Below are 14,718 nucleotides of genomic sequence, written 5' to 3' on the forward strand. Positions count from 1 at the left end.
CGATGCACGCCATCGACCCCGCCGCTTTTCGTCACGCCATGGGCCGCACCGCAGCCGGCGTGACCGTGGTGACGAGCGACGGGGCGCATGGCCGTGTCGGCGTCACGGTCTCCAGCCTGTCCTCGCTCTCGCTGGAGCCGCCCTCGCTGCTGTTCTGCCTGCACCGCGACAGCCGCTGCCTGCCGGTACTGCTGGCCAATGGCGTCTTCGCCGCGAACATTCTGGCGCAGGGCCAGCAGCGGGTGGCCGACAGCTTCGCCGGCCTGGTGCCGGAACTGCGCGACGACCGCTTCGGCGCCGGCGAGTGGGACGGGCTGGCCACCGGCGCGCCGGTGCTGCAGGGCGCGCTGTGCCGCTTCGACTGCCGGCTGGCTAATGTGTTCGACTATGGCACCCACCGCATCATCGCCGGCGACGTGGTGGCGATGGAAACCCATGCCGAGCATCCGCTGGTCTATTCCAACCGCAGCTATCGCCGGCTTGAAGTGGCGTGAGCGCCTCACCTGTCCTGTCCTTCTCGAGCAAAGAGACGCCTTCATGCCGACGCATAAGCGCATCCGCCCCTTCAACACGAAGGAGACCTATCCCGAGCAGAAGCTGAACAACGACCTTTCGCAGGGCGTGGTGGCGCGCGGGACCATGGTGTTCCTGCGCGGGCAGGTGTCGCAGGACCTCGACAGCCGCGAGAGCCTGCATGTCGGCGACGCCGGCGCGCAGACCGCCAAGGCGATGGCCAACATCAAGATGCTGCTGGAAGAGGCGGGCAGCGAGATGAGCCATATTTGCCGCATCGTCGTCTATCTCACCGATATCCGTTACCGCGAGGCGGTGTATCTGGAGATGGGCAAGTGGCTGGCGGGCGTGTTCCCCTGTTCCACCGGCCTCGTGGTTCCCGCTCTGGCACGGCCGGAATGGGTGGTGGAGATCGAAGTCACCGCCGTCATCCCCGACGCCGCGTGAGGGCGCGCGCATGACCTTTTCGATTTCGGCGCGCTGCGCCCGCACCGGCCGGTTCGGCATCGCCGTTTCCTCCTCCTCGCCCTGCGTGGCGGCGCGTTGCGCCCATGCCCGTGCCGGGGTCGGTGCGGTGGCGACGCAGAACATCACCGACCCCACCCTCGGCCCGCGCGGGCTGGACCTGATGGCGTCGGGCCTCTCGGCGCCGGAAGCGCTGGCGCGGCTGCGGGCGGAGGGTGCGCATATCGACTATCGGCAGATCGCGCTGGTCGACGCCGCAGGCCGCACGGCCGGCTTCTCCGGCGCGCGGACGCTGGGCACCCACATCATCGCGGAAGGCCCCGGCGTGGTGGCGGCGGGCAACCTCCTGTCCTCGACCCGCGTGCCGCAGGCGATGGTGGATGCCTTCGCAGCCGCCCTTGACGACCCGCTCGGCGACCGCCTGCTGGCCGCGATGAAGGCGGCGCTCGATGCTGGCGGCGAAGAAGGGCCGGTCCATTCGGTCGGCATGCTGATCGTCGACGAGGTGGCGTGGCCGGTGGCCGATCTACGCATCGACTGGCACGAGACCGACCCGATCGGCGCCCTGGCCGAGCTGTGGGAGCTCTGGAAGCCGCAGATGGACGCCTATGTGACCCGCGCGCTCGACCCCTCCACCGCGCCTTCCTACGGCGTGCCGGGGGATGAGTGAGGGGGGCGCTTCCGTGTGCCGTTCCGTCATCCCGGCCAAGCGCCGCAGGCGCGCCGAGCCGGGATCGCTCGCCCTTTTCCATCGATCCCGGCTCGGGCCGCTGGCCCGTCCGGGATGACGCTGTTTTAGCCCCCTCCCACCAGCCTAGCGAGGCGCCATGTCCGTGACCCGACCGAGCCTCAAGCTCACCCATGAGGGGGCGCTGAAGATGCTGGCTGCCGCCGTCGCCAAGGCCACCGAGATGGGTGTGCCGCAGAACATCAACATCGTCGACGAAGGCGGCAACCCGCTCGCCTTCGTGCGCATGGACGGCGCCAAGCTGTTGTCGCGCGAGACCTCGCTGTCGAAGGCGATCACCGCCGCCTCGCACCGCCAGCCGAGTTCGAGGCTGAACCCCGCCGACGAGGTCAAGCTCTCGCTCGCCGCCGGCCAGCGCCTCACCAATCTGGAGGGCGGCCTGCCGATCATCTTCGACGGCGTCTGCGTCGGCGCCATCGGGGTGGGCTCGGGCAAGGGGGCGGAAGATGTCGCGGTGGCCCGCGCCGGCCTTGCCGCCATCGGGGCGCAGGACCAGATCCCATGAAGCTGCTGCACGCTCCCACATCTCCCTTCGTGCGCAAGGTCATGGTCGTCGCGCTGGAGACCGGCCTCACGGAGCGGATCGAGATCGTCTTCAACGCCGCGAGCCCGCTGCAGCGCGACCCGGCGCTCACCGCGCTCAACCCGCTCGGCAAGATCCCGGCGCTGGTGCTGGACGACGGCACCGCGCTGTATGACAGCGCGGTCATCTGCGAATATCTCGCCAACCTCGCCGGCGATACCACGCTGTTCCCGGCGCCCGGCCCGGCACGCTGGCAGGCGCTGACCCTGCAGGCGCTCGGCGACGGGCTGCTCGATGCCGCCGTCGGCAACCGCTATGAGAGCGTGATGCGCCCCGCCGAGTTGCGCTGGCCGGACTGGTCGCAGGCGCAGATGGCCAAGATCGCGGGCGGGCTCGACGCGATCGAGCAGGCTGCACACACTGGCGTCATCGGCCCCACACTCCACCACATCGGCCTCATCACCCTCGGCTGCGCGCTCGGCTATCTCGACTTTCGCTACGCCGAAATGGGCTGGCGCGAGGGCCGTCCGGCGACGGCGGAATGGTTCGCCGCCTTTGAGGAACGCCCCGCCATGGCCGCCACCCGCCCGCATGAGCGCGCGGCCTGACAGATCCCGAAAATGCGTGGAAGATCATGAGCCTGTCGCCTGTTCGCCTGTTCGTCCTCAACGGCGCCAACACTAATCTCTACGGCCTCGACCCCACCGGCCCCTATGGCAGCCTGACCCTCGACGACATTGCGGCGGACTGCCGGACGCGGGCGCAAGCCCTTGATGCGACGGTGGATTTCCGCCAGACGAACCATGAGGGCGTGCTGGTCGACTGGATCCAGGAGGCGCGGACGCAGGCGGACGGCATCGTCATCAACGCCGGCAGCCTGTCCTATAGCTCGATCGCTCTCCTCGACGCCCTGTCGGCCGTGGCGAAGCCCGCCTTTCAGGTGCATGTCAGCAATGTCTTCAAGCGCGAGGCGTTCCGCCACCACGCGCCATTGGCGGCTGCGGTGACAGGCTGCATCATCGGCCTCGGGCCGGAGGGGTACGCGGTCGCCGTCGCGGCGCTGATCGCGCATGTGCGGCGCGGGTGCTGATCTTCAATATACTGTAATATCAATATAATTTAACATATTGTGCCGCACTCTAATATGACTCTATGATCAGCCCTCTGGACGGTGGGGTGATCATGCTCAGGCTCGGCTACAAGGCGTCGGCGGAACAGTTCGATGCGCGCAAACTGCTGGACTATGCCGTGCTGGCAGAGGAGTGCGGCTTCGATTCCGTCTTCGTCAGCGACCATTTCCAGCCCTGGCGCCACACCGGCGGCCACGCGCCGTCCGCCATCGCCTGGCTCGGCGCGCTGGGCGCCTCCACCTCGCGCATCGTGATGGGAACGAGCGTCCTCACCCCCACTTTCCGGCATCACCCGTCCATGGTCGCCCAGGCCTTCGGCACGCTCGGCCAGCTCTATCCCGGCCGCGTCGTTCTCGGCGTCGGCTCCGGTGAATCCCTCAACGAAGTTCCGGCCACCGGCGCTCCCTGGCCGGAAATGAAGGAACGCTTCGCCCGGCTGCGCGAGGCGGTGCGGTTGATCCGCCAGCTCTGGACCGAGGAGCGGGTGAGTTTCGAGGGCGCGTTCTACCGGACCGAGCGCGCCACCATCTATGACCGGCCGGAACAGCCGGTGCCGATCTACATCGCCGGCGCGGGGCCGATGGTGGCGAAGTTCGCCGGGCGGGTCGGTGACGGCTTCATCTGCACCAGCGGCAAGGCCCGGGACCTCTACCGCGACACGCTGCTGCCCAACGTCGTCGCCGGGCTCGAAGAGGCGGGCCGCGACATTGCCGGCGATTACGACCGGATGATCGAGATGAAGGTGTCTTTCGACACCGACAAGGCACGGGCGCTGGCCGACACGCGAAACTGGGCGGCCCTGGCGCTCTCGCCGGAGGAAAAGCACTCGGTCGAGGACCCGATCGAGATGGAGCGCCTGGCCGATGCGCTGCCGGTGGAACGGGCAGCCAGCCGCTGGATCGTCTCCGACGACGCCGACGAGCATGTGGAGCGCATCCGCCCCTATGTCGAACTTGGCTTCCGGCATCTGGTGTTTCACGCTCCCGGGGAGGACCAGGAGCGCTTCCTGAAGCTCTATTCCCGCACCGTGCTGCCGAAGCTGCGCGCGGCGTTCGGCTGACCCATGGTGGAGTTCCCCGCCCGCATCGAACTCATCGCCTTGCCCGGCTTCCCGCTGGTGGTGCCGGGCGACGACCTCGCGGGTCTCGTTGCCGAGGGGGTGGCGCGGGCCGGCCAACGGCTCCAGGATGGCGACGTCGTCGTGCTGGCGCAGAAAATCGTCTCCAAGGCCGAAGGGCGGCGGGTGGACCTCGCGGGGGTGGAACCTTCGCCCGAGGCGCGGGCGCTGGCCGCGCAGGTGCTGAAGGACCCGAGGCTGGTTGAGCTGGTGCTGCGCGAAAGCCGGCGCGTGGTGCGCGCCCGCCCGCATGTGCTGATCGTCGAGCATCGTCTGGGGCTCATCATGGCCAATGCCGGCATCGACCAGTCCAATGTGGCGGCCGGCGGCGGGGAGGTGGCACTGCTGCTGCCGCAGGACCCCGACGCAAGCGCGCAGGCCCTGCGCGCGCGACTTGGCGAGATAAGCGGGGCGGAGATCGGCGTGGTGATCAATGACAGTTTCGGCCGTCCGTGGCGGCGAGGCACCACGGGGATCGCGATCGGCTCGGCGGGCCTGCCGGCGCTGGTCGACCGGCGGGGCGAGCCGGATCTGTTCGGCCGGGCGTTGCAGGTCACCATGATCGGCTTTGCCGACGAAATCGCCGCCGCCGCCTCGCTGCTGATGGGGCAGGCGGATGAGGGCCGGCCGGCTGTTCTCATGCGCGGCCTGTGCTGGAGCGCGCCGGCGAGCCCGGCGAGCGAGCTCATCCGGCCCGAGGCCGAGGATCTGTTCCGATGAGCGGCGGGCGGGTGATCGCACTTTCCGGCGGCATTGGCGGCGCCAAGCTGGCGCTCGGTCTCCACCGCGTGTCGGCGCCGGGCGCGCTCACCATCATCGCCAACACCGGCGATGATTTCCGCCATCTCGGGCTGCATGTTTCCCCCGACATCGACACGCTGCTCTACACGCTGGCCGGCCTCGACGATCCGGTGAAGGGCTGGGGACGGCGCGATGAGACATGGACATTCATGCGCGCTCTCGCCGAACTGGGCGGCGAAACCTGGTTCCAGCTTGGCGATGGCGATCTTGCCATCCATGTCGAGCGCACGCGGCGGCTCGGCGCGGGCGAAAGCCTCTCGCAGGTGACGGACGGGCTGCGACGCCGGCTCGGCATCTCCTCCCTCATCGTCCCGATGAGCGACGAGCCGGTCGCGACCCGGGTGGCGACCGATGAGGGGTGGCTGGATTTCCAGCACTATTTCGTGCGGCGGCGCTGCGAGCCTCGGGTGAGCGGCCTGGAATTCGTCGGGGCTGACGACGCGCGCATGGCGCCGGAAGCGGTGGCGGCCTTCGCCGATCCCACGCTCCGCGCGGTGATCCTGTGCCCGTCAAATCCCTATCTCAGCGTCGATCCCGTTCTTGCCGTGCCCGGCATGCGGAAGGCGCTTGCCGAATGCGCCGCTCCTGTCATCGCCATCTCGCCGATCATCGCCGGGCAGGCGGTGAAAGGACCGACCGCCAAGATGATGGCCGAACTCGGGCTGGAGCCGAGCGCGGCGACGGTTGCGCGCCATTATGAAGGGCTGATCGATGCCTTCGTGATCGACGAGGCCGACGCCGGTCTTGCCATTGCCGGGCTCGACATTGTCGCGACGCCGACCCTGATGCGGGGCCTCGACGACAAGGAGCGCCTCGCCCGCTTTGTACTCGCCGTTGCCGAGGCTCTGGCGGAGCCGCGCGGGTGAGTGCGGGGCAGGGCGGCATCTGGGCCGTCGTGCCGGTAAAGCCATTTGCCCTCGCCAAGCAGCGGCTCGCCCCCGAGTTCGCGCCAACGTTCCGGCGCCGGTTGGCACGTGCCATGCTGTGCGACGTGCTGGCAGCAGTGGGCGGAGCCCGGACATTGGCGGGCTTTGCCGTCATCACCGCCGACCCCGAGGCCGGCCAGCTTGCCCAGCACTATGGCGGGCGGCTTCTGGTGGAACAGCACCCCGCCGGCCTTAACCCTGCGGTCATGGCGGCGGCGGCCGTGCTTGCAGCGCAGGGATGCGCCGGCATGCTTGTCGTGCCCGGCGACATACCGACGGTGACGTCCGCCGAGATCGACGCGCTGGTCGCCTTACATGCCGCCTCGCCTGCGGTCAGCCTCGTGCCGGCGCATGACGGGCTGGGCACCAATGCGCTGCTGGTTTCGCCGCCGCAGGCGATGAATGTCTGCTTCGGACCCCTGAGCCTTTCGCGGCACCGGGCCGGCGCGCGGGCCCTCGGCATCGTGCCGCAGGTCCACGACCCCGCACGGTTTCCCGGCTTCGCCCGCGACATCGACACACCGGGGGATCTGCGCGGTTTTCACAGCCCGTCGGCCTCCTCGCAGACGGGCCGGCTGCTCGCCGCGGCGGGCTGCTCATAATCGGTGCAAGGGTGGCGCGCGAGGTGACGATTTGTGCAGGCCCGGCGGCCTCAAGGGCGGCTTCGTCCTAAGTTATTCTGAGTTTCTATAAACCAGCACACTTTGGCACAGAACTTGGATTGATCATCGGCATAGCCTTTTGGAGTGCCGGATGTCGTCCATCTCGTTCGTGTCAGTTTCCAAGCGCTATGGCGAGGTCGACGCGGTCAAGGCGTTCGACCTTTCCTGTGCGCCCGGAGAAATGCTCGCGCTGCTCGGCCCGTCCGGCTGCGGCAAGAGCACGACGCTGAAGATGGCGGCGGGGATCGAGAGCGTGTCGTCGGGCGAGATCTATTTCGGCGAGCGCCCGGTCTCCCGCCTGACTCCGGGAGCGCGCAACATCGCCATGGTGTTCGAGGACTACGCGCTCTATCCGCGCATGACCGTGTGGGAGAACGTCGCCTTCCCGCTGAAGGTGCGCGGCATTACCGGCCAGCCGGCGGCGCAGCGCATCGGCGAGGTGCTGCAGCTGCTCGGTCTGCGGCAGATGGCCGAGCAGGATGTGAGCGGCCTTTCCGGCGGCGCCCAGCAGCGCGTGGCGATCGGCCGGGCGCTGGTGCGCGATCCCGAAGTGATCCTTTTCGACGAGCCGCTCTCGCATCTCGACGCCGACCAGAAGGTGCAGCTGCGCGCCGAGATCAAGCGGCTGCAGAAGCTGCGCCAGGTGACCTCCATCCTCGTCACCCACGACCAGACCGAGGCCATCGCCATGGCCGACCGGGTGGCGGTGATGAATCACGGCGTGCTTCAGCAGGTCGGCGCGCCGCAGGACCTGTATGAGCGCCCGGCCAATCTCTTCGTCGCCAACTTCATCGGCGAGCCGCCGATGAACCTGATGAAGGCCGCCTTTGCCGAGGGCGGGCGCGTGGCGGGGGACGGGTGGGGCGCGACGCTGGCTCCCTCGCGCCTCGGCGCGCTTCGGGCGAGCGACAGCGCCATCGTCGCCGGCCTGCGCCCCGAGCATATCGCGGTGCGCCCTGCGGGAACGGCCGGCGATGCACCCGGCACCGTCATCTATCGCGAGCCGCGCGGCGACGCGGATGTCCTCACCGTCGTGCTCGTTTCCCCCACCGGCGAGGGAGCCCGGCTGGTCGCGGAAATCGCCGGCCCCTCGTCCTGGCGGGCAGGCGACAAGGTGTCAGTCGGCATCGACGAGGCGCGGCTTCTCATCTTCGACGCGACGAGCGGCCGCAACCGGGAGGCCCTGCCATGAGCGCCTCAACCCTTCACGACCTTGCCGCGCACGGCATTTCCAAGAGCTTCGCCCAGCAGGTTCTGCAGGATATCGGCATCGAGGTCGCTCCGGGCGAGCTCGTCGCCATTACCGGCCCTTCCGGTGCCGGCAAGACGACGTTGTGCCGTATCCTCGCCGGGCTGGAGCGGCCCGACGCCGGCACCGTGACGCTGGCCGGGCGCGATCTCGACGGCGTGGCGCCGCAGCAGCGGCGCGTGGCGCTGATGTTCGAATCCTATGCGCTCTATCCGCACCTTACCGTGCGCGGCAATGCCCTCTCGCCGCTGCAGGCGCCCGGCGGCCGGCTCGATCCCGCAAAGGCCGAGGCGCGCGTCGATGAGGTGCTGGAGCTTCTGGAAATACGCCATCTCGACGAGCGGCTGCCGGGCGCGCTCTCGGGCGGGCAGAAGCAGCGCGTCGCGCTGGCCCGCACGCTGGTGCAGACGCCGGACCTCTACATTCTGGACGAGCCTATCTCCCATCTCGACGCCAAGCTGCGTCACAAGCTGCGCGGCGAAATCCGCCGCCGGCTCGCCGGCCAGCACGCGCCGACCATCTGGTCGACACCGGACGGGATGGAGGCGCTCTCGGTCGGCGACCGCGTGGTGGTGATCGATGGGGGGCGAATCGAGCAGGTGGGGACGCCCGAGGAAATCTGGCTGCGCCCGGCAAGTGCCCGCGTCGCCAAGCTCCTCGGCGACCCGCCGATGAACCTGATCGAGGGCACGCTCATGCGCGAGGGCTCTACGCTGTTCTTTACCCGCCGCGAGCTGCGCGTCGCCCTGGCGCCGGCTGTCGCCCGCGCAGCCGAACAGGCAACCGGCGCCAGCGCCATCCTCGGCGTGCGGCCGGACGGCATCACCTTTGCGAGGCCGGACGCCCCCGGTGCGGTGGTCGCCGAGATCTATTCCAACGAGCCCTTCGGCAAGCACGCCATCGTCACCCTCGATCTCGGCGCCCTGCTCGCCAAGGCGAAGACCAGCATGGCGGTTGCCCATTCGCTCGGGGGCGATGCCGGGGATGGCATAGGCCGGCCGGTGGGACTGATTCTCCCGAGTGAGGGGCTCACGCTTTTCGACGGGACGACGGGCCGCGCGCTGCCCGGCAATTGAAGAAGCCGCTGAAGATCAACAGAGGGAAAGAGCGATGAAGAAGATGAACTGGTGTTTCGCCGCCGCCTTGGCGGCCTCGACGATGCTGATGGCACCGATCGTGCCGGCGCAGGCCGACGACACGTCCTTCTACGCCCAGGCGGCCAAGCCCTATAAGGGCAGCACCATCCGCGTGCTCGACGAGATCACGCCGCTGCAGGAGACGCTGTCCAAGATTGTGCCGGACTTCGAGAAGGAGACCGGCATCAAGGTGGAGTGGGAACTGCTCAACCACTTCGAGGTGATCAACAAGGGCCAGGCCGACATGCTGTCAGGCCGCGGCTATTACGACGCGGTGATGCTGCACGGCTTCCAGCTCGGCCCGATGATCTCGGCCGGTGTCATCCGCGAACTCAACGACTTCGTCGCCGACCCGAAGCTCGCCAATCCCGGCCTGAACACGGCGGACTTCATCCAGAACCCGTTCAAGACCGCTGCCTTTGTCGGCGACAAGCAGTACTCGTTCATCAACTGGAACTACAACCAGATCTATTGGGCGCGCGCCGACCTGTTGAACGATCCGGCCGAGAAGGCAGCCTTCAAGGCCAAGTACGGCTATGAGTTGGCGCCGGCCACCACCATCGAGCAGATGCGCGACATCGCCGAATTCTTCACCCGCAAGAAGGGCGCGACGCTCGCCGGCAAGCCGCTGGAGAGCGATTTCTATGGAATCGTGCTCGAGGGCATCAAGGGCGGTTCGACCTTTCCCGCACTGTGGAACAACTTCGTCAAGAACTATGGCGGCAACCTGATCGACGCCGCCGGCAAGCCGGTCTTCGACAGCCCGGAGACGGTCGCGGCGCTGAAGATGTGGCACGAGCTGTGGACCTTCGCCCCGCCCGGCATCGCCGAATATTCGCTGGTCGATGTGCCGACCGTGATGGGCAACGGCATCGCCGCGCAGTCCATCGCCTGGTCGGACTTCGTGCTCGGCATCGACAAGCCAGGCGTGTCGCCCTTCGCCGGCAAGTTCGTCTACGGGCCGATCCCGATCAAGGCGGGCTCCAAGGAGCGCTACGCCGAGGCTGAGCCTTCGGTGACCGTCATCAGCACGGCCTCCAAGAACCCCGAGGCGGCCTTCATCTTCCTGCAGTGGCTTGCCGACAAGAAGCAGCAGGACAAGCTCATCGCGCTGGGCGAGGGCGGGGTGCCGATCCGCGAGACGTCCTGGGCCCTGCCGGCGATCACCGGTGCGGCCAACAAGACGCTCTACACCGCCATGAAGGCGACCCTCGACGTGGCCGAGGCCAAGCCGAAGATGCCGAAATTCTACGAGATCTACGACGTGATGAGCGGCGTCGCCCAGGAAGTGGGCCTTGGCCGCCTCTCGCCGGAAGAGGGCGCGAAGAAGGGCCAGGCAGAACTTCTCAAGCTCTGCACCAGCTGCCTGTTGTGACCGATTGACGAAACAGGACCGGCTCCCTCTCCCCGCCGGGGAGAGGGACGGGTGAAAGGCCTCCAGGGCTGAACACCTCCAGCCCCCTCAACCCCGCCTGGCGGGGTGAGGGAATGCGTGCCGAAACGGAGAACGGACTTCCCATGGCCAGTGCGAGCGACACGATGACCCCGGCGGAGAGCATCCCCCGCGCCCCGCGCGAGCGGCTGTGGTATCCCTATCTGCTCATCGCCCCGTCCATGCTCATGCTGGTCGTGGTCTCGCTCGTCCCGTTCCTCTACACGATCTATCTGAGCTTCCACGCCGCCAAGTTCGGCCGCGTGACGGACTTCATCGGCTTCGACAATTACGCGGTGCTGCTGACTGACCCGCGCTTCTGGAACTCCATCGGCGTGGCTGCCACCTTCGTCGTGATCGCCGTGCCCATCGAGTTCATGCTCGGTCTGGCCGGGGCGCTGGTGCTGAACCAGAACGTGCGCGGCCGCTCGATCCTGGTGCCGCTGCTGTTCATGCCGACCATGATGGCGCCGATCGTCGTTGGGCTGCTGTGGAAGATCATGCTCGCCGGCTCGTGGGGCTTCTTCTCCTACAACGTGCTGGAGCGCTTCAACCTGCTCGAAGGCACGTCGGTGTTCGCCTCGCCGGAATTCGCGCTCTACGCGCTGATCTTCGTCGATATCTGGCAGTGGACGCCCTTCATGATGCTGGCCTTCTTCGCCGGCCTGCAGGCGCTGCCGATGGGCCCTTACCGCGCGGCGGCGGTGGACGGGGCTAACCCGCTGCAGATGTTCTTCCACATCACCCTGCCGATGATGACGCCGCTGCTGGCGGTGATCGGCCTGCTGCGCTTCATCGATGCCTTCAAGGTGTTCGACACCATCTACATCCTCACCGGAGGCGGGCCCGGCATCTCCACCGAGACCCCCTCCATCCTCGCCAACAAGATGACGTTCGAGTTCTGGAACATCGGCGAGGCCTCGGCCCTCGCCGTGCTGGTGTGGCTCGCCTTCTTCGCCTTCTGCAATGTCTTCTACCAGGTCGCCAAGAAGCGTCTGAACGCCTTCTGAGGGAGAGTTCGTCATGGCTGAAGTCTCCAGCCGTCCCGAGGGCTCCCGCGGCCTGCTCTGGACCGGCGTCACCGTGGTCTATGCCGCTATCATGCTGTTTCCCATCTTCTGGATGGGGTCGATGATGGTGAAGCCGAACGACGCGATGTTCGCGCGGCCGACCCAGTGGCTGTTCGTGCCGACGCTGGAGCATTTCAGCTACGTCATCGAGCACGGCTTCCACTGGTATTTGCTCACCTCGTTCCTGCTCTGCACCGTCTCCACGGCGCTGGTGGTCATCATCGGCACGCCGGCGGCCTACGCCTTTGCTCGTTTCGAGATGCGGGCGAAGGACGATCTGTTCCTGTTCATCCTCGCCTCGCGCATGGCGCCGCCGGTGTGCCTCGTCATTCCGTTCTACCTGATCTTCGCCAAGGTCGGCCTGCTCGATACCTTCCTGGGGCTGACGCTGGCCTACATGACCTTCAACCTCTCCTTCTACATCTGGGTGCTGCGCTCCTTTTGCCGCGACCTGCCGGTGCAGCTTGAGGAAGCCGCCGCGCTGGAGGGCTGGTCGAAGCCGCAGATCTTTCGCCGCGTGGTCTTTCCGCTGCTGCGCAACGGTATCGTCGCCACCGCCGTGCTGTGTTTCATCTTTGCGTGGAACGAGTTCCTCTTCGCCTTCATGCTCGGCGGCCGGGCGGTGCAAACCCTGCCGGTGTCGATTCCCAAGCTCATCACCGCGCAGGGCGTGCGCTGGGGCGAGATGGCCGTGGTCGGCATGACCGCGCTGCTGCCCGTGCTCGCCGTGGTGTTCGTGCTCCAGCGCCATATCGTGCGCGGCCTTACCCTCGGCGCCGTGAAGGGCTGAGCCGCGATGACCGCTTCGAGGAACATGCCGATGACCGAGATGAAAGCCCACAAGGACCCCGCCATGCCGCCGCCGATCGAGGTTGCGGAAGGGCCGGAATGGGTGGATGCGCTGACCCTGCTCGACCCGCATGTGGCGCAGACCCTGCTTGCCGCCGCACGCACGCTGTACCCCCATGACGGGCTGCCCGAGCGGGTCTATCGCCGGGTCATCCTGCATTTCGACCGGATGGCGGCACATTCGCCCGCCGCCGCGCAATCCTTCGCCGAATTCGCCGACCGCGTGGACGGCGCGATGCCACTGCCCTTCCGCGACCTGTCGGAGAGCTACCGGGTGGCGGCGCTGAAGGGGCTGGAGGCCAGCGCCGCCTTCCGCCTGGTCCAGCGCTCCACGGTCCGCTTCCTCTATGACGACGTCGAGGTCTGGCAGGCCTTCGGCTACCAGGGTGCCTCAGTGCATCTGGGCGGCTATGTGGCGCGCGGCTTCAACGATCTCGACTGGCTGCCGGAACCTCCGGCCGGCGTTTGATCCCGTTCTCCATTCTGGATGCTTCGATGACACAGTATGAGCTCGACGATTCCGGCGTCGTCGTCATCATCGGTTCGGGTGCGGGCGGCGGCACGCTGGCGCATGAGCTGACCCGGCGCGGGGTCGACGTCGTGTTGCTGGAGGCCGGCAAGCACCTGACGGCCGAGGATTTCGTCAATGACGAATGGGGCGGCTACGAGATGCTGTCCTGGCTCGACAAGCGCACCGCTTCCGGCGACTGGCGCGTCGCGCGCGACCACCCGGCGATGCCGAGCTGGAGCTGCCAGGTGGTGGGCGGCACCACCACGCATTGGTCCGGTTGCTGCTACCGGCTGATCGAGGACGAGATGCGCGCGCGCACCGTCTATGGCGACATCGCCGGTGCCAGCCTGATCGACTGGCCGATCACACTCGCCGAACTGGAACCCTATTACGACCTCGCCGAGGCCAAGATGGGCGTGACCCGCACCAATGGCCTGCCGGGCCTGCCGGCGAACAACAATTTCAAGGTGATGTATGCCGGGGCGACGGCCTTGGGGCTCAACGCCTCGACAGGCCGGCAGGCGATCAACCCGATCCCCTATGATGGCCGGCCGGCGACGCTGCAGGACGGCTTCACCATCACCGGCGACAAGGTGGGGTCGCGCTGGTCGACGCTGAATGTCGAGATCCCGCGCGCCCTCGCCACCGGGAAGCTGGAGCTGCGCCCGCGCAGCCGGGCCGTGTTCATCGAGCATGACGCGGCCGGCAAGGCCTGCGGCGTGGTCTATGCCGACGCTGCCGGCACGCGTCACCGTCAGAAGGCGCGGGCCGTGGTGCTGGCCGGCAATTGCGTGGAAAGCTCGCGCCTGCTGCTGCACTCCGCCAGCGGGCATTTTCCGCAAGGCTTGGCTAACGGCCATGGCAATGTCGGGCGCTATTATCTGCGCCACATCATCCAGACCGTGTGGTCGGTGTTCGACAAGCCGGTGAACATGCACCGGGGCGAGATCATGACCGGGGTGGTCGACGATTTCGTCCGCCACGATGCCGGGCGCGGCTTTGCTGGCGGCTATTATGTCGAGTTGAACTCCATGGGCCTGCCGACCACGGCGGCCTTCCTCGATCCCGGCTGGTGGGGGCGCGACTTCGCCGGCGTCATCGAGCAATACGCCCACATGGCCGGCATGCTGCTGTCCGGCGAGGACATGCCGCAGGCCGGCAACCGGATCACCCTGACCGACGAGCTCGACGCCTTCGGCGTGCCGGTCGCCAACATCCATTATGACGAGCACCCCAACGACCTGAAGATGCGCAGCCATGGCTACAAGACCATGACCGCCATCCACCAGGCGGCGGGTGCGAGGCGCTCCGTCGAGGCGCCGGCCTATCCGGCGAGCCACAATCTCGGTTCCAACCGCATGAGCGCGCGGGCCGAGGACGGGGTGCTGGACGGCCAGGGCCGCGCCCATGAGGTGCCGAACCTGTTCATCGCCGATGGCAGCACGTTCGCCACGGGCGGCGCCTGCAACCCGACGCTCACCATCGTCGCGCTGGCGATACGGCAGGCAGACTTCATGGTGGGCCGGATGGCGGCCGGCGAGTTGTGAGGCCGTGAGCCTTCGTCATCCCGGACGGCCGAAGGCCGA

17 protein-coding genes are annotated in these 14,718 nt (G+C 67.7%); all 17 read left to right on the forward strand.

What is annotated here, in order from left to right; translation table 11 throughout:
* The first annotated feature begins 2 nt into the window (after nucleotides 1-2).
* The 17 genes from ACQY76_RS11880 (at nucleotide 3) to ACQY76_RS11960 (ending at nucleotide 14,679) form a co-directional block, all read left to right on the forward strand.
* Nucleotides 3-494: a flavin reductase family protein gene (locus ACQY76_RS11880; RefSeq protein ID WP_428028946.1), complete on the forward strand. Its 492-nt coding sequence runs from the start codon at nucleotides 3-5 to the stop codon at nucleotides 492-494.
* 43 nt (nucleotides 495-537) lie between these two features.
* Nucleotides 538-960 carry a RidA family protein gene (locus tag ACQY76_RS11885; protein ID WP_428028947.1) on the forward strand — a complete coding sequence of 141 codons (423 nt, stop codon included), beginning with the start codon at nucleotides 538-540 and terminating at the stop codon, nucleotides 958-960.
* Between the two features lie 10 nt (nucleotides 961-970).
* On the forward strand, nucleotides 971-1,648 hold the full coding sequence (locus ACQY76_RS11890; RefSeq protein WP_428028948.1) for a DUF1028 domain-containing protein: 678 nt from the start codon (nucleotides 971-973) through the stop codon (nucleotides 1,646-1,648).
* A gap of 157 nt (nucleotides 1,649-1,805) precedes the next feature.
* Complete coding sequence (locus ACQY76_RS11895) at nucleotides 1,806-2,231, forward strand: GlcG/HbpS family heme-binding protein (protein ID WP_428028949.1); 426 nt, start codon at nucleotides 1,806-1,808, stop codon at nucleotides 2,229-2,231.
* Nucleotides 2,228-2,857 carry a glutathione S-transferase N-terminal domain-containing protein gene (locus ACQY76_RS11900; RefSeq protein WP_428028950.1) on the forward strand — a complete coding sequence of 210 codons (630 nt, stop codon included), beginning with the start codon at nucleotides 2,228-2,230 and terminating at the stop codon, nucleotides 2,855-2,857. The genes ACQY76_RS11895 and ACQY76_RS11900 overlap by 4 nt, the downstream gene beginning before the upstream one ends.
* 26 nt (nucleotides 2,858-2,883) lie before the next feature.
* Complete coding sequence (locus ACQY76_RS11905) at nucleotides 2,884-3,339, forward strand: type II 3-dehydroquinate dehydratase (RefSeq protein WP_428028951.1); 456 nt, start codon at nucleotides 2,884-2,886, stop codon at nucleotides 3,337-3,339.
* Between the two features lie 62 nt (nucleotides 3,340-3,401).
* A complete protein-coding gene (gene fgd, locus ACQY76_RS11910; protein WP_428028952.1) occupies nucleotides 3,402-4,439 on the forward strand; it encodes a glucose-6-phosphate dehydrogenase (coenzyme-F420) in 1,038 nt (345 codons plus the stop codon).
* Between the two features lie 3 nt (nucleotides 4,440-4,442).
* Nucleotides 4,443-5,216, forward strand: coding sequence for a coenzyme F420-0:L-glutamate ligase (gene cofE, locus ACQY76_RS11915; RefSeq protein WP_428028953.1), 774 nt, complete (start codon nucleotides 4,443-4,445; stop codon nucleotides 5,214-5,216).
* Complete coding sequence (gene cofD / locus ACQY76_RS11920; RefSeq protein ID WP_428028954.1) at nucleotides 5,213-6,163, forward strand: 2-phospho-L-lactate transferase; 951 nt, start codon at nucleotides 5,213-5,215, stop codon at nucleotides 6,161-6,163. The genes cofE and cofD overlap by 4 nt, the downstream gene beginning before the upstream one ends.
* Nucleotides 6,160-6,825: a 2-phospho-L-lactate guanylyltransferase gene (cofC, locus tag ACQY76_RS11925; RefSeq protein ID WP_428028955.1), complete on the forward strand. Its 666-nt coding sequence runs from the start codon at nucleotides 6,160-6,162 to the stop codon at nucleotides 6,823-6,825. The genes cofD and cofC overlap by 4 nt, the downstream gene beginning before the upstream one ends.
* 151 nt (nucleotides 6,826-6,976) lie before the next feature.
* Entirely contained in the window at nucleotides 6,977-8,077 is a 1,101-nt protein-coding gene (locus ACQY76_RS11930; RefSeq protein ID WP_428028956.1) for an ABC transporter ATP-binding protein, read from the forward strand.
* Nucleotides 8,074-9,210 carry an ABC transporter ATP-binding protein gene (locus ACQY76_RS11935; protein ID WP_428028957.1) on the forward strand — a complete coding sequence of 379 codons (1,137 nt, stop codon included), beginning with the start codon at nucleotides 8,074-8,076 and terminating at the stop codon, nucleotides 9,208-9,210. Before ACQY76_RS11930 ends, ACQY76_RS11935 begins: the two co-directional genes overlap by 4 nt.
* A 34-nt stretch (nucleotides 9,211-9,244) precedes the next feature.
* Entirely contained in the window at nucleotides 9,245-10,645 is a 1,401-nt protein-coding gene (locus ACQY76_RS11940) for an extracellular solute-binding protein (protein WP_428028958.1), read from the forward strand.
* Between the two features lie 113 nt (nucleotides 10,646-10,758).
* On the forward strand, nucleotides 10,759-11,712 hold the full coding sequence (locus ACQY76_RS11945; RefSeq protein WP_428028959.1) for a carbohydrate ABC transporter permease: 954 nt from the start codon (nucleotides 10,759-10,761) through the stop codon (nucleotides 11,710-11,712).
* A gap of 13 nt (nucleotides 11,713-11,725) precedes the next feature.
* Nucleotides 11,726-12,562 (forward strand): carbohydrate ABC transporter permease, encoded by an 837-nt coding sequence (locus ACQY76_RS11950; protein WP_428028960.1) that lies wholly within the window; start codon nucleotides 11,726-11,728, stop codon nucleotides 12,560-12,562.
* Nucleotides 12,563-12,592: 30 nt separating this feature from the next.
* On the forward strand, nucleotides 12,593-13,090 hold the full coding sequence (locus ACQY76_RS11955; protein WP_428028961.1) for a hypothetical protein: 498 nt from the start codon (nucleotides 12,593-12,595) through the stop codon (nucleotides 13,088-13,090).
* A 26-nt stretch (nucleotides 13,091-13,116) separates the two neighbouring features.
* Complete coding sequence (locus ACQY76_RS11960; RefSeq protein WP_428028962.1) at nucleotides 13,117-14,679, forward strand: GMC family oxidoreductase; 1,563 nt, start codon at nucleotides 13,117-13,119, stop codon at nucleotides 14,677-14,679.
* The last annotated feature ends 39 nt before the right edge of the window (nucleotides 14,680-14,718 follow it).

It is taken from the genome of Ancylobacter sp. (assembly GCF_965279025.1).
Classification (GTDB): domain Bacteria; phylum Pseudomonadota; class Alphaproteobacteria; order Rhizobiales; family Xanthobacteraceae; genus Ancylobacter.

Excerpts from the sequence above, each read along its gene's own strand:
- ACQY76_RS11880 (WP_428028946.1), top strand. The coding sequence starts at position 3 with ATGCACGCCATCGACCCCGCCGCTTTTCGTCACGCCATGGGCCGCACC.
- ACQY76_RS11885 (WP_428028947.1), top strand. The coding sequence starts at position 538 with ATGCCGACGCATAAGCGCATCCGCCCCTTCAACACGAAGGAGACCTAT.
- ACQY76_RS11890 (WP_428028948.1), top strand. The coding sequence starts at position 971 with ATGACCTTTTCGATTTCGGCGCGCTGCGCCCGCACCGGCCGGTTCGGC.
- ACQY76_RS11895 (WP_428028949.1), top strand. The coding sequence starts at position 1,806 with ATGTCCGTGACCCGACCGAGCCTCAAGCTCACCCATGAGGGGGCGCTG.
- ACQY76_RS11900 (WP_428028950.1), top strand. The coding sequence starts at position 2,228 with ATGAAGCTGCTGCACGCTCCCACATCTCCCTTCGTGCGCAAGGTCATG.
- ACQY76_RS11905 (WP_428028951.1), top strand. The coding sequence starts at position 2,884 with ATGAGCCTGTCGCCTGTTCGCCTGTTCGTCCTCAACGGCGCCAACACT.
- fgd (WP_428028952.1), top strand. The coding sequence starts at position 3,402 with ATGATCAGCCCTCTGGACGGTGGGGTGATCATGCTCAGGCTCGGCTAC.
- cofE (WP_428028953.1), top strand. The coding sequence starts at position 4,443 with ATGGTGGAGTTCCCCGCCCGCATCGAACTCATCGCCTTGCCCGGCTTC.
- cofD (WP_428028954.1), top strand. The coding sequence starts at position 5,213 with ATGAGCGGCGGGCGGGTGATCGCACTTTCCGGCGGCATTGGCGGCGCC.
- ACQY76_RS11930 (WP_428028956.1), top strand. The coding sequence starts at position 6,977 with ATGTCGTCCATCTCGTTCGTGTCAGTTTCCAAGCGCTATGGCGAGGTC.
- ACQY76_RS11935 (WP_428028957.1), top strand. The coding sequence starts at position 8,074 with ATGAGCGCCTCAACCCTTCACGACCTTGCCGCGCACGGCATTTCCAAG.
- ACQY76_RS11940 (WP_428028958.1), top strand. The coding sequence starts at position 9,245 with ATGAAGAAGATGAACTGGTGTTTCGCCGCCGCCTTGGCGGCCTCGACG.
- ACQY76_RS11945 (WP_428028959.1), top strand. The coding sequence starts at position 10,759 with ATGCGTGCCGAAACGGAGAACGGACTTCCCATGGCCAGTGCGAGCGAC.
- ACQY76_RS11950 (WP_428028960.1), top strand. The coding sequence starts at position 11,726 with ATGGCTGAAGTCTCCAGCCGTCCCGAGGGCTCCCGCGGCCTGCTCTGG.
- ACQY76_RS11955 (WP_428028961.1), top strand. The coding sequence starts at position 12,593 with ATGACCGAGATGAAAGCCCACAAGGACCCCGCCATGCCGCCGCCGATC.
- ACQY76_RS11960 (WP_428028962.1), top strand. The coding sequence starts at position 13,117 with ATGACACAGTATGAGCTCGACGATTCCGGCGTCGTCGTCATCATCGGT.